Origin of the sequence: Pseudomonas antarctica (assembly GCF_001647715.1) — a bacterium.
Taxonomy (GTDB): domain Bacteria; phylum Pseudomonadota; class Gammaproteobacteria; order Pseudomonadales; family Pseudomonadaceae; genus Aquipseudomonas; species Aquipseudomonas antarctica_A.
In genome coordinates, this window is sequence record NZ_CP015600.1 from 5460168 (window position 1) to 5473643 (window position 13476).

13 protein-coding genes are annotated in these 13476 nt (G+C 59.6%); 4 read left to right on the plus strand and 9 right to left on the minus strand.

Going from position 1 to position 13476, the window contains the following annotated elements; all coding sequences use genetic code 11:
- From A7J50_RS24820 to mrcB, 4 genes are all read right to left on the minus strand, one after another.
- Window positions 1-1725: an acetolactate synthase 3 large subunit gene (locus A7J50_RS24820; RefSeq protein ID WP_053258279.1), complete on the minus strand. Its 1725-nt coding sequence runs from the start codon at window positions 1723-1725 to the stop codon at window positions 1-3.
- A gap of 431 nt (window positions 1726-2156) precedes the next feature.
- On the minus strand, window positions 2157-2486 hold the full coding sequence (locus tag A7J50_RS24825) for a YqcC family protein (protein ID WP_064454151.1): 330 nt from the start codon (window positions 2484-2486) through the stop codon (window positions 2157-2159).
- The gene (locus A7J50_RS24830; RefSeq protein ID WP_064454152.1) at window positions 2486-3220 is read right to left on the minus strand and encodes a hypothetical protein; all 735 of its coding nucleotides are present in this window, start codon (window positions 3218-3220) and stop codon (window positions 2486-2488) included. The genes A7J50_RS24825 and A7J50_RS24830 overlap by 1 nt, the downstream gene beginning before the upstream one ends.
- Window positions 3221-3237: 17 nt before the next feature.
- Window positions 3238-5562 carry a penicillin-binding protein 1B gene (mrcB, locus tag A7J50_RS24835; protein WP_064454153.1) on the minus strand — a complete coding sequence of 775 codons (2325 nt, stop codon included), beginning with the start codon at window positions 5560-5562 and terminating at the stop codon, window positions 3238-3240.
- A 118-nt stretch (window positions 5563-5680) separates the two neighbouring features.
- On the opposite strand from mrcB, the gene A7J50_RS24840 reads away from it, so the two are divergent.
- From A7J50_RS24840 to A7J50_RS24850, 3 genes are all read left to right on the plus strand, one after another.
- Window positions 5681-7237, plus strand: coding sequence for an AAA family ATPase (locus tag A7J50_RS24840; protein WP_064454154.1), 1557 nt, complete (start codon window positions 5681-5683; stop codon window positions 7235-7237).
- A gap of 93 nt (window positions 7238-7330) precedes the next feature.
- The gene (locus A7J50_RS24845; RefSeq protein WP_064454155.1) at window positions 7331-7675 is read left to right on the plus strand and encodes a pentapeptide repeat-containing protein; all 345 of its coding nucleotides are present in this window, start codon (window positions 7331-7333) and stop codon (window positions 7673-7675) included.
- A 203-nt stretch (window positions 7676-7878) separates the two neighbouring features.
- Entirely contained in the window at window positions 7879-8151 is a 273-nt protein-coding gene (locus A7J50_RS24850; RefSeq protein ID WP_010562703.1) for a TfoX/Sxy family protein, read from the plus strand.
- A gap of 243 nt (window positions 8152-8394) precedes the next feature.
- Here A7J50_RS24850 and A7J50_RS24855 read toward each other — a convergent pair whose 3' ends face one another.
- The 3 genes from A7J50_RS24855 to A7J50_RS24865 are packed head-to-tail and all read right to left on the minus strand — an operon-like array spanning window position 8395 to window position 11074.
- Window positions 8395-9138, minus strand: coding sequence for a heme ABC transporter ATP-binding protein (locus A7J50_RS24855; RefSeq protein ID WP_410524806.1), 744 nt, complete (start codon window positions 9136-9138; stop codon window positions 8395-8397).
- A gap of 23 nt (window positions 9139-9161) precedes the next feature.
- Complete coding sequence (locus A7J50_RS24860; protein WP_064454157.1) at window positions 9162-10199, minus strand: FecCD family ABC transporter permease; 1038 nt, start codon at window positions 10197-10199, stop codon at window positions 9162-9164.
- The gene (locus A7J50_RS24865; protein ID WP_064454158.1) at window positions 10196-11074 is read right to left on the minus strand and encodes a heme/hemin ABC transporter substrate-binding protein; all 879 of its coding nucleotides are present in this window, start codon (window positions 11072-11074) and stop codon (window positions 10196-10198) included. The genes A7J50_RS24860 and A7J50_RS24865 overlap by 4 nt, the downstream gene beginning before the upstream one ends.
- A gap of 156 nt (window positions 11075-11230) precedes the next feature.
- On the opposite strand from A7J50_RS24865, the gene A7J50_RS24870 reads away from it, so the two are divergent.
- Window positions 11231-11548, plus strand: a complete 318-nt coding sequence (locus A7J50_RS24870; RefSeq protein ID WP_064454159.1) for a Rieske (2Fe-2S) protein — start codon at window positions 11231-11233, stop codon at window positions 11546-11548.
- On the opposite strand, the gene sfsA is transcribed toward A7J50_RS24870, so the two are convergent.
- Window positions 11545-12258, minus strand: coding sequence for a DNA/RNA nuclease SfsA (gene sfsA, locus A7J50_RS24875; protein WP_053258056.1), 714 nt, complete (start codon window positions 12256-12258; stop codon window positions 11545-11547). The two genes, A7J50_RS24870 and sfsA, sit on opposite strands and share 4 nt — an antisense overlap.
- Window positions 12258-13430, minus strand: a complete 1173-nt coding sequence (locus A7J50_RS24880; protein ID WP_064454160.1) for a pyridoxal phosphate-dependent aminotransferase — start codon at window positions 13428-13430, stop codon at window positions 12258-12260. The genes sfsA and A7J50_RS24880 overlap by 1 nt, the downstream gene beginning before the upstream one ends.
- Window positions 13431-13476: the final 46 nt, after the last annotated feature.

Here is a 13476-nt window from a genome sequence, read left to right on the forward strand (position 1 = left end):
TTAAGTACGCTCCGTCTTGTTCAGCCACATATCGCGCATAGAGCCGTCTTTGATCTGCATCGGGTAGACGTGCTCGCTGGTGTCAACCTGAATATCAAGGAACACCAGGCGGTCCTTCATGGCGAACGCCTCTTCCATCATCGGTTTCAAATCCTTCAAATCAGTGATGCGCATGCCGACGTGGCCATAGGCTTCAACCAATTTGACGAAATCTGGCAGCGATTCCATGTAGGAGTGGGAGTGACGGCTACCGTAGCTCATGTCCTGCCACTGACGAACCATGCCCAGCACGCCGTTGTTCAGGCAGACGATCTTCACCGGGAGGCCGTACTGCAAGCACGTCGACAGTTCCTGGATGTTCATCTGGATGCTGCCCTCACCGGTGACGCACGCGACGTCGGTGTCGGGGAAGCTCAGCTTTACACCCATGGCCGCAGGAAAACCAAAGCCCATCGTGCCCAGGCCACCGGAGTTGATCCAACGGTTAGGCTTGTCGAACTTGTAGTACTGCGCGGCGAACATCTGGTGCTGGCCCACGTCGGAGGTCACAAAGGCGTCGCCCTTGGTCACTTCGCAGAGGGTTTCGATCACGGTTTGCGGCTTGATGATGCTGCCGTCGCCCTTGTCGTAAGGGAACAGGCCGCGATCACCGCGCCATTCGTCAATCTGCTTCCACCAGCTGGCAACGGATTCCTTGTTCGGCGTTTCGCCGATGTCCTTGAGGGCGGCAACCATTTCAGTCAACACGCTTTCCACTGGGCCCACGATTGGCACGTCGGCCTTGATCGTCTTGGAGATGGACGCCGGGTCGATGTCGATGTGGATGATCTTGGCATTCGGGCAGAATTTGCTCGCGCCATTGATCACTCGGTCATCAAAACGCGCGCCTACAGCCAGGATCACATCGGCATGGTGCATCGCGAGGTTGGCGGTGTAGCTACCGTGCATACCGAGCATGCCGACGAACTGGCGGTCCGTGCCCGGAAATGCGCCGAGGCCCATCAAGGTGTTGGTCACCGGCAGATTGAGCAGTTTGGCCAGTTCGGTCAAAGGCGCCGAACCGCCACCCAGAATCACGCCACCACCCGAGTACAGCACAGGACGCTTGGCCGCCAGGAGCATTTCTGCCGCCTTGCGAATTTGCCCCGAGTGCCCACGAACGGCCGGGCTGTAGGAACGCAGCTTGGCTTTCTTCGGGAAGACGTATTCGAATTTCTCAGCCGGATTGGTCATGTCTTTCGGGATATCGACCACTACAGGGCCCGGGCGACCGGACTGTGCAAGGTAGAACGCCTTTTTCATGACTTCCGGGATTTCCGAGGCATGCTTGATCATGAAGCTGTGTTTCACGATCGGCCGAGAGATACCGATCATGTCGGTTTCCTGGAATGCATCGGTACCGACCATGGTGCTTGCGACCTGGCCGGAAATGATCACCATCGGGATGGAGTCCATATAAGCAGTCGCGATGCCGGTAATGGCATTGGTTGCGCCTGGGCCGGACGTTACCAGTACCACGCCGGCTTTACCGGTGGCACGGGCGTAACCGTCAGCCATATGGGTCGCAGCCTGTTCGTGGCGCACCAGGATGTGGGTAACAGCCGGTTCCTTGAACAGTGCGTCGTAGACATGCAGCAGAGCACCACCTGGGTACCCGTAGATATAGTCGACGCCTTCGTCACGCAAAAAGCGGACGAGCATCTCACCACCAGATAAAAGCTCCACGTTGTTCACCTCTAAAACGCCAGAATACCGTCCGTTAAAAACCGACGGGTCTTAATAGGTTTACTTCTCAACAGAGCATGAGCGACGGTGGTCGCCGACTACGTCAGCACTGACTGAGCAAGTATTGGGATCGTCCCAAGTGTTGCGGGCTTTTCCCACCCAGCGCGAGGTAACGCGTTGCGGGTGTTACAGGTCGGCGCGGGTGTGCGCCTCATGATCTGCTGAGCGGGCCTGCTTCTGGCAGTCCCGATACAGCGGACTTTGGATTCTTCTGTTTCAGCCCCTTCAAGTCAAGCAATAATTGCGCTTTTTTCCAACTAAGCGCATGAGAACGTAGAAGAAAGGGGTTTGAGGAGGGATAAAACTCGCCTGAATGTCGTCAAGCGGTAGAAATGTGCGCAAGACTGCCGGAAAAACCGGCAGTCAGGCAATTAACGAGCGTCGACGATCAGTTGGTCGAACTTTTTCAGCGCATTTCGTAAACCCAGGCTCTCGACCGGCCGATCGGCATAGACCATCTCGGCCATTTCCATGATCCCTGACGCATTGGGCAAGGGCAGGTCCTGCTGCAGAATCTGCTTCATGCGCACCAGGAAGATCCACTGCAGCCACTGGTGAAAGTCCAGGGTATCAACCGAGAAAGGCTCGACGCTGCTGAGCGCCTCGGCGCTGGGGGACACTTCGTCCCACCAACCCTGCACGCGCAACTCGCGCTCAATCAGCAATAACTGTTCAGCAATAGCTGGAAAACGTGCATCCATCAGAGGCTGACCTTGGCTTTTTGCCGAGCTTGAGCGGCCCCGGCAGCATCGCCTTGTGCGGCACGCGCGTCACCAATCAAGGCCCACAGGTTGGCTTGCAGGTCTGGACGACCATTGGCCATGGTCAGGCCGCGACGTGCGAACTGTTCGGCCTGCGGCGCATCACCCTGAGCCATACGCACTTGGGCGAGGCGATACAACACTTGCGGCTCGCGAGGTGCCACACGCTGGGCACGCTCAAGGCTCGACGACGCACCGTTCAAGTCGCCGCCGGCCTGCTGCTGCTGGGCAGTGGTCAGCAAAGCCAACACCGGACCATCCAGCTGCTCGTCAGCCGACAGACCGCCAGCGCTCGAACGCGACGGAATACCGCTCGGCGTAGACGGCATGGTGTAGCTGCCCTGATTGACCGGCGCCGTTTGGATCGGCGTGGCGTCGATTGGCCCCGACGTGCTTGGCCCCGGGGTCCAAGGCTCCGCACTGATCGGTGCCGACGTAGCGGCACCCGCGCCCGGCACCATCACCACCACGCCCGAATCCTGCGGTATGGCTTGCGGTGTGGCTTGGGCAGGACGCTTGACTACGGTCTGACGGAAGCCGCCAGTGGCCGAAATGCGGTCGCTGTTGGAAACGGTCGTGCTCGAATCCACCACTGGAATCGAACCACGCTGCACGCTGGAGCAACCGCTGAGCACCGCCAGAGCTGTAATAGCTGGAATCAACCACTTGTTCACTTGAAACCCTCTTTAGCTTAATTCATCCAGCCCTTGACCCAATCCATCACCGATTCCGCGTCAGCAGGGGCACTGCCACCGCATGCGGCGCCGGGTGGTGGCTCGCTGCCGCGAATATACGGCATCTGTACCGCGCCCGGACAGTTGGCATCAGAACCTTGGCCGGTGTGTGGATCAATCCAAGCCTGCACGATGTTATCCGGCTGCGGCATGTTCAGCGGCAGCGGGTCGGCCTTGCGCATGAAACTGGTCCAGACCTGCAGGGCACCGGTCGCGCCGGTGAACGGCGTCTTGCCATTGTCGTCACGCCCAAGCCACACCACCGCCAGCACGTCCTGGCCGAAGCCGGCGAACCAGCTGTCACGCGAATCGTTACTGGTACCGGTCTTGCCCGCCAGCGTCAGGTTCGAGGGCAGCACGCTGTAGACCGAGCGCCCGGTGCCTTCACGCATTACGCGCTGCATGGCGTTCTGGATCAGGTAGATGGAACCCGCATCAAAACGCTGCTGAATCTGGAACGGGTAGCGCTTGAGCGGCTCACCCTCGGCGGTCAGCACACTGCGAATGCCGCGCATCGGAGTATTGAAACCACCGTTGGCGAGAGTCTGGTACATCGTGGCCACTTCCATCGGGGTCATGGCGCCAGCCCCCAGGAGCATGGACGGGAACGCCGGGAACTCACGGGTAATGCCCAGGCGCCCCAAGGTTTTCAGCACATTCGGTACACCCACTTCAAGCCCGAGGCGCGAGGTGGAGATGTTGTAGGAATGCGCCAGGCCCTGGTACAGGAACACGGTGCCGTGGGAGCGTCGATCGAAGTTCTGCGGCGTCCACACTTGGCCATCAGCACCTTTGACCGAGAGCGGATCATCCGACAACCAACTGGTCAGGGTGTATTTGCTCGGTTTTTCCAAAGCCGTCAGGTAGACCGCCGGCTTAACCAGCGAGCCAATCGGCCGCACGGCATCCAGTGCGCGGTTGAAACCGGCAAAACTGGCTTGTCGACTGCCGATCATGGCCTGGACTTCGCCGGTTTCCGGGTTGGTCACGACCATCGCCGCCTCGACTTCATCCGAGCCTTTACGGCCGGTCAGGCGCTTGAATGTGTCGTTCACCGACGCTTCGGCCTTCATCTGCAGAATCGGGTCGAAACTGGTGAAGATCCGCAGGCCTTCTTCGGTCAAGTCTTCGTCGCGGTAATCTTCACGCAACTGGCGTTTGACCAGGTCGATAAAGCCTGGGAAGGAGCTGTCCGCGAGCTTGCCGCGAGTGGTTACACCCAGTGGCATTTTCTTCGCGGCAGCGACTTGTTCGGCAGTGGCAACACCCTGCTGCTCCAGCACATCCAACACCAGGTTACGACGCTCGAGCGCACGCTCCGGGTTGCGGCGCGGGTTGTAATAGGACGGCCCTTTGACCATCCCCACCAACAACGCGACTTGATGCAACTTCAGCTCGGACAAAGGCTGGCCAAAGAAGAACTGACTGGCCAGGCCAAAACCGTGCACGGCGCGCTGGCCATCCTGACCGACGAAGACCTCGTTGAGGTACGCCTCAAGGATTTCCTGCTTGCTGTAATGCAGTTCCAGCAGCATTGCCATCATGGCTTCGGTGAGCTTACGGGTCAGGCTGCGCTCGTTGGTCAGGTAGAAGTTCTTGACCAATTGTTGCGTCAGCGTACTGCCACCCTGAGTCATCTTCCCGCCGGAGGTGTTGACCCAGATGGCGCGAGCAATCGACTTCGGTGACACACCCCAGTGGCTATAAAAGTCGCGATCTTCTACTGCAACCAAGGTTTCCAGCAGGTATGGCGGCACTTGGTCAAGCTTGATCAGGATGCGATCTTCAAGGTTCTTCGGGTAAATCCCGCCGATCATCAAGGGTTCCAGACGCACCACGGGCAACTTCGAGCCATTGAGCGACGACAGCTCTGCAACGTAATCGCCAGAGAAGCGCACGCGCACCGGCTGGGCTTTTTCCAGGCCTTCATAGAACTGGAAGCCGCGAGTGTTCAAATCGACGGTGTTGCCACTGACGGCGGCGGCACCCGGGCCGTTGCTCACGGGCTCGCGGCGGTAACCCAGGGCATCGAGTTCAGTGAGGAAGTCATCCTTGCTCAGCTTCTGGCCGGTGAACAGTTCCAGCGGGCGGGCGTACACCTTGGCCGGGATGGTCCAGCGCTTGCCGGAGAACTTCTCCTGGACCACGGCGTCGAGGTAAACCGCGAAGCCGGCGAGCACGACAAGGCCCACCAGGCTTAGCTTGAGCGCCCAGCCCAGCCACGGGCGCAGGCCGCGGGAAGGAGGTTTTTTACGGGAACGGGGAGATCGGGTTCGAGTCATGGCGGCGGATTATACGCACTTTATCGATGATCAACATGAGCCGGACAGCGGTTTGCACGACCGGCTGTAACCGCCATAATGCCAGCCATGATTTCCCCCAGACTTTGAAGGATCGCCTGTGAGCCAGTCCCTGATCGCTGCACTGCAAAACCCGGCTTTGTATCCGCATCCGGTTGAAGCGTTTCAAGTCATCGAGACCCATATTTCCTGGGTCATACTGACGGGCCCCTTCGCTTATAAACTGAAGAAACCGATGAATTTCGGCTTTCTGAATTTCACTGAGCTGGCCGATCGTGGTCATTTTTGCAACGAAGAGTTGCGACTCAACCAGCGCCTGACCAAAGACTTGTATCTCGAAGTGTTGCCGATCACCGGCACTGCCGAAGCCCCGCAACTGAACGGCGAAGGCCCGGTAATCGAGTACGCGCTGAAAATGCGCCAGTTCCCGCAAAGCCAAATGCTGAGTACCTTGCAAGCCAACGGCGAACTGACCAGCGCGCACATTGATGAGATGGCCAAGCAGATTGCGCATTTCCACCTGACCGCACCGAAAGTGCCGCAAGAACACCCAGCCGGCACCCCGGACGAAGTGATGGCGCCGATACGCCAGAACTTCGAGCAGATTCGCCCATTTCTCAGCGACAAGGCTGACCTGGCTCAACTGGAAGCCCTGCAAGCCTGGTCTGAAAGCAGCTTCGAACGCCTCAAGCCGCTGCTGGCACAGCGCAAGCTGGAGGGTTTCACTCGCGAATGCCACGGTGATATTCACCTGGGCAACGCCACGCTGATCGATGGCGAGGTCGTGATCTTTGACTGCATCGAGTTCAACGAACCCTTTCGCTTCACCGACGTCTACGCCGATACCGGCTTCCTGGCCATGGACCTGGAAGACCGCGGCCTCAAATCCCTGGCACGCCGGTTTATCAGCCAATACCTGGAGTTGACCGGCGACTACCAAGGCCTTGAACTGCTGAACTTCTATAAAGCCTACCGTGCGTTGGTCCGCGCCAAGGTGGCGCTGTTCAGCATGCCGAGCGAGGCAAGCCCGGTGCAGCGCGCCACCACCCTGCGCCAGTACCGCAACTACGCCAACCTGGCGGAAAGCTACAGCACCATTCCTTCGCGCTTCCTCGCCATTACCCACGGCGTATCGGCAGTCGGCAAAAGCCACGTTGCCATGCGCCTGGTGGAAGCACTCGGCGCTGTGCGCCTGCGCTCGGATGTGGAGCGCAAGCGCCTGTTCGGCGAGCAGAAGGTAGAGAACACGCCGCAAGCCGGTATCTATGCTGCCGATGCCAGCGCAGCGACCTACGCTCGCTTGAACGAAATCGCCGACACCCTGTTGCGTGCCGGGTATCCGGTGGTACTGGATGCCACCTTCCTGAAGCGCGAGCAACGCGACGCCGCAGCGAAGATTGCTGAAGCCACCGGCGCGCCCTTCCTGATCCTGGATTGCAATGCGCCGCAAGCCGTTATCGCCAACTGGCTGGCACAGCGTCAGGCCGATAAAAATGATCCTTCCGACGCAACACTGAGCATTATCGAAGAGCAGCAAGCCAGTCGCGACCCGCTGACGGCCGAGGAGCAGCTCCTCAGCAAGCGTGTCGAGACGAATGAAAGCGGAACGCTGGACGCGTTAGTCGCGCACATTCGTCAGCACCTGCCCGGTCTGTAAGAAATATTTCTTGGTCGTGTCACCGATCTTGGGTGCACGACCCAGTAATAGTGGCACTATAATGGCGTCATAATTCCAACGGGAGTCGCCGTCATGAGTCAGCCCAAGCTTCTTGATACCCCGCTCTACGCGCTCCTGCACAAGGACGACATTCGAGGCTTCAACCAGGAACGCCCAATAGACGGGATTATCGACATGCGCGGTGGCGACTTCCGAGGGCTGGACCTGCGCGATTTGAATGCCATAGGCGTGGACTTCACCGACGCGTACTTCCGCTCTGCCGACCTGCGCGGGCTGGATTTGCGCGATTGCTCACTGGAAGGCGCCAGCCTGGCCCATGCGCAGATCTCCGGCACCTACTTCCCTGCCGAATTGACGGCTGACGAGATCTTGATGTCGGTTAATTTCGGCACTCGTCTGCGTTACCGCACCAGGTAACATCACACTCTGGGCCCCGGGTACGTATCGTGCGTACCGGGTGCCTCCTGCCTGCTTATCGTCAAAATTCCTGTGCCACTCTTATAGCTTTTCAGCCGCGCCTGACCAAAGAATCACGCTTTTCCTACTGAGCGCTACACTCCCTTTCAGGCCTGCCTGGTCACGATACCCACCGCACCATTCGGCCGTCGCAAGGAGGCTTGATGAACGATGAGCTGCAACACTTGAAAAATCTGGGAAAGACGTCAGCGCAGTGGCTGCACGCGGTGGGCATCCACAGCGCGTCCGACTTGCGCCGGCTGGGAGCGGTCGATGCCTATCGGGCCGTAAGGACGCGCGGGTTCCGAGCGTCGAAAGTCCTGCTGTATGCGATTGAAGGGGCGCTGATGGATGTGCACTGGAACGATATCCCGGCGGAGCGCAAGGAAGCTCTGAACCGTCAATTGGATGCGATTTCAGCGCGCCAGAAGAATTAGGTGAGTTAGCAAACCCAATATTTACAGGCGGTTCTAACGCTCGTTTGAGAAAAACGAAAGGACGTTCAAAAACAAATGTTGACTCTCAAATGAGAATCGTTATGATTATCACAACTGGTCGCGAGATCAGCCGATAACTGAAAGACCATTGGTTCGGACTCTCAGATTATCTCCTCATCAGGCTAATCACGGTTATTTGACCCGGCTCTTGCCGGGTCTTTTTTTGCCTACGAAAAACTGATTTCAGCGCGCAATAATCAGTGGATGCCCGCGCTCGGGGTGTGGCTGCACTAATACGTCCAGGCCAAACACCGCCTTGAGTGGCCCAGGCCGCATCACCTGTGCCGGCGTGTCCAGGGCATGTGGACGCCCGCCTTCCAGCAGCAGAATGCGATCACAGTAACGCGCCGCCAGATTCAGGTCATGGAGGATCACCAACACTGCCGCTCCCCGGTCGGCAAATGTACGTATTGCCTGCAAGGTCGTGTGTTGGTGCAAGGGATCGAGCATCGATGTCGGCTCATCCAACAGCAACGTCTGCCCCGCTTCCCCCGGCCACAATTGCGCCAGAACCCGCGCCAGGTGCACACGTTGGCGCTCACCGCCCGAAAGGGCCAGGTAACTGCGACCGCTCAAGTGCCCGATATCCGCCGCCTGCAGCGCCGCATTAATAATCTCGTCATCACGCACCCGCCCGGTCTGATAGGGCAAGCGGCCCATGCCTACAACCTCTTCGACACGAAAAGCGAAGTCCAGGGTGGAAGTCTGCGGTAACACTGCCAGACGCTGGGCGCGCTGCGGTCCGCTCCAGTCCTGCAAGGCTTGCTGATCCAGCCACACATTGCCCTGATCCGGCTGAAGCTCTCCGCACAGCGCACCGAGCAACGTGCTTTTGCCAGCACCATTCGGGCCCAGCACACCGAGCACCTCGCCCGGTAACACGTCCAGAGTGACGTCCGACAGCACGGTTTTGCGACCACGCCTCACCTGCAACGCTTCGACTCGCAGCATCAGGCGCGCCCTCGCAGCAACAAATACAGAAAAAATGGCGCACCAATAAACGCAGTCACGATGCCGATCGGCAATTCAGCCGGCGCCAGGGCCAAGCGGGCCACCAGATCGGCAAACAGCAACAAGCTCGCCCCGGCCAGCACCGAGGCCGGCAACAGCACCCGATGATCAGGCCCCGCCAACATCCGCACAAGATGCGGCACTACCAGCCCGACAAACCCGATCATTCCCGCCGCCGCTACCGCCGCGCCCACCCCCAAAGCCGTACAGAACACCAGTTCACGCTTGAGACGCTCCACATCAATCCCAAGGTGATTGGCCTCCGACTCACCCAGTAACAACGCATTCAACGCTTTCGCCCGGCGCGGCAACCACAACGCAACACCGGCACTTACCAGCAACAGCGGCCACAACCGCGAATAGCTTGCGCCATTGAGGCTGCCCAGGTTCCAGAAGGTCAGAGTGCGCAACGTGGCGTCATCCGCCAAATAGGTAAACAACCCCACCGCCGAGCTGGCGAGGGCTGTGAGGGCGATACCGGCGAGCAACATCGTCGCGACGTTGGTCTGGCCGTTGCGGCGGCCCAGCCGGTAAACCAGTGCAGTGACGCCCAAACCGCCGAGAAACGCGCACAACGACAGCAGGTAAGGACCGAACGCATCCGGCAGGCCGCCAAAAAACGAGCCGCCGACGATAGCGATCGCCGCGCCCAACGCCGCACCACTGGAAACACCGACCAACCCCGGATCGGCCAACGGGTTGCGAAACAGCCCCTGCATCGCCACGCCCGACAATGCCAGGACACCGCCAACGGCCAGCCCCAATAAGGTACGCGGCAAACGAATCTGCCCTAAAATCAGCTCTGCCTGCTCCAGGCCCTGGGCTTCAATCGGTGCGCCCATCATGCGCAAGGCGGCCTTCAGTGTATCCAGCAAAGGCAAGTTGACAGGCCCCAAGGCCAAGGAAAGCCAGGTTGCCAAAAGACATAACAGCGCCAGCCCAATAAATAGCGTTTTCGGTTTAATCAAAGTCGTCATGGGGCAGGTTTAGCCTGGGACGAATAAAACCCGGCAGACAGTTTCACCAGACTTTGCGGCAGGCGTGGCCCGAGCCCACCGACCAGCAGGGTCGGGTCCAACTCAAACACCCGACTATTCTTGGCCGCCGGCGTCGAAGCCAAAATCGGGTTCTCCTTGAACAAGGCGGCCCTCGCGGCGTCACCGGTTAAGGCGCGGTCAGCAAACACCAGCACATCGGGGCTCAACCCCGCCAACGACTCCACCGAAAATGGCTTGTAACCCGTATGGGTCGCCAAGTTTTTGCCGCCCGCCAGCTGCAACATCCAGTCGGCAGCCGTGTCTTTACCGGCGATCAGCGGTTTGCCACCCGCGTGACCGAGCAACAACAACACGCCCGGTGTCTTTTGGGTGGATTGGGCCTTGGCAACCCAGGCTTTTTGCTGCTCAAGAGCCTGCTCATACCCGGCAAACAATTCGTTGGCCTTGGCCTCACTGCCCAACAACTTGCCCAGATGCTGAAGATTCCCCTTCAACGTCGGTAAATCGGGCTGCGCCGAAAACATCTCCACCTGCACACCAGCCCCCCGAATCTGCGCCAGCACCGGTGGTGGGCCCATTTCTTCAGTGCCGACCAGAACCTGCGGGCGCAGGCTCAAAATACCTTCAGCCGACAACTGCCGTTGGTAGCCAATACTGGGCAACTTCTTGAGAGCATCAGGATGCTGACTGGTGGTATCGACGCCCACCAACTTCGACTCACCACCCAGGGCCGTCACCCATTCCGATAGCGCCCCACCGGCACTGACCCAGCGTTGTGGCAGTTCAGAGGCTTGCGCCCCGTGATTGACCAGCAGTGAGGCAACGAGCGCAATAGCGCTGGTACTCAGGCGCATATCAGGGTTTCCTTCCAAGGGCAGGGCCACTCAAGCACTCACCGATGTGACAGATTAAACCCGTCTGGCATCGTACTGAGCGCCCAATCAGCTAACGGGCGAAGCCGGCATTTGATAATTGTTTGCATTTGAACGTCAAGGCACTTAAGGATTGAAATGAAGTTTCTCTGCTCCTCCGACAGGCTCGCACCCAACAGCAGCCTCGGTTTCGAGATCGACGGCTGCAAGCTGTTGGCCGTGCGCCGGGACGGCGTTGCCTACTTCTATATCAACCGTTGCCCACATCGCGGCATCCCGCTGGAATGGCAGCCTGACCACTTCCTCGACGCCAGCGCCAGCCTGATCCAGTGCGCGACCCATGGCGCGCTGTTCCTGATCGAAAACGGCGAATGCATCGCCGGGCCGTGTGCAGGCCAAAGCCTCAAAGCCCTGCACGGCCGCGAAGATGCAAAGGGCCTGTGGGTTGAACTCTAGTCGCCGATCAGCACTTCCAAGCGGCGGTCGACGTAAATTTCCTCAGGCGTGACCTGTACACCATAAGCCAGCACTTCCACACCGGCCGCCTTGGCCTCACGCAACGCGGCAGCGTAACCAGCGTCGATTTCCACGGCAGGGCGCACGGCCTCGATACCCGACAGGTTGACGCAATACAGCTGCACCGCCCGCACGCCGTCGCGGGCCAGGTGCGCCAACTCGCGCAGATGCTTGGCGCCCCGTTGCGTCACCGCATCGGGGAAGGCCGCCACCGCCGAGCCATCGAAACCCAGGGTTACACTTTTAACTTCCACGTACGCCGCGCCCTGCGGGTATTCCAGGCGAAAGTCGATGCGGCTTTTTTCCTGGCCGTAAGGCACTTCACGTTTCAGCGCGGTAAAGCCATTGAGCTCAGTAATAACCCCGGCGCGCAGTGCCTCCTCAACCAACTGATTCGCGCGTGCCGTATTGACGCACGCAAGTCGGCCCTGCGGCGTTTCGGCAATTTCCCAGGTGCCTGGCAACTTGCGCTTGGGGTCGTCGGAACGACTGAACCAGACCTGGCCGCCCTCCACCATGCAATTGAGCATCGAGCCTGTGTTCGGGCAGTGAATAGTCAACAACTCGCCGGTAACGGTTTCGATATCCGTGAGAAAGCGCTTGTAGCGGCGAATCAGCCGCCCTTCTTCGAGGGGAGGATGAAAGCGCATCAGCCTTGCCAACTCCGCAGTCCACGGGCGATCCGGTCCACCGCCTCTTGTAGTCGATCGAGGTTTTGCGTGTAGGCGAAACGCACATGGTGGCTGGCTTGATAGCGGCCGAAGTCCAGCCCCGGCGTAAAAGCCACATGTTCAGTTTCGAGGAAATGGCGGCAAAACGCGAAGGCATCGCCGCCGAACGCGCTGATATCGGCATACAAGTAGAACGCCCCTTCCGGCTCCACGGCGATACCGAACCCCAGCTCGCGCAAGGCGGGTAACAGGAAATCACGACGGCGACCAAATTCGGCGCGGCGCTCTTCCAGAATGCTCAGGGTTTGCGGGGCAAAACAGGCCAAAGCCGCGTATTGGGCCATGCTCGGCGCGCTGATGTAGAGGTTTTGCGCCAGCTTCTCCAATTCACTCACCGCATCCGGCGGCGCTACCAGCCAGCCCAGGCGCCAGCCGGTCATGCCGAAATACTTCGAAAAACTATTCAGGACGAAGGCCCCGTCGTCGACTTCCAGCACACTGGCGGCGTCAGTGCCGTAAGTGAGGCCGTGATAAATCTCGTCCACCACCAGATGCCCATTGCGCGCCTTGATTGCACTCGACAACCCGGCCAATTCGTCGCGGGTGAGGACGGTGCCGGTGGGGTTTGCAGGGGACGCGACCAATGCGCCAACGCTGTCCTGGTCCCAATGCCTGGCAACCAGATCGGCGGTCAATTGGTAGCGCACTTCCGGGCCTACCGGCACCAGTTGCGCCGCACCTTCCACCAGCCGCAAAAAGTGCCGGTTGCACGGGTAACCCGGGTCCGCCAGCAGCCAGTGCTTGCCTGGGTCCACCAGCAGGCTGCTGGCCAGCAATAAGGCGCCGGAGCCACCGGGGGTGATCAGAATGCGCTCGGGATCGACGCTCAGCCCATAGCGTTGCTGGTAAAAACCACTGATGGCCTCGCGCAACTCCGGCACCCCACGTGCCGCGGTGTAGCGAGTCTTGCCGCTGGCCAGCGCAGCCTGGCCGGCCTGGATGATAGGTTCGGCCGTGGTGAAATCCGGCTCGCCGATTTCCAGGTGGATGACATCATGACCGGCTGCCTGCAGCTCATTGGCTCGCGCCAGCAACGCCATGACATGAAAAGGTTCGATGGCGCGACTGCGCGCACTGTAGGGCTGAGCCATTAGCCTTCCTTAGACGGTGAGGACAAAGTTTGGATTCTACCGAACC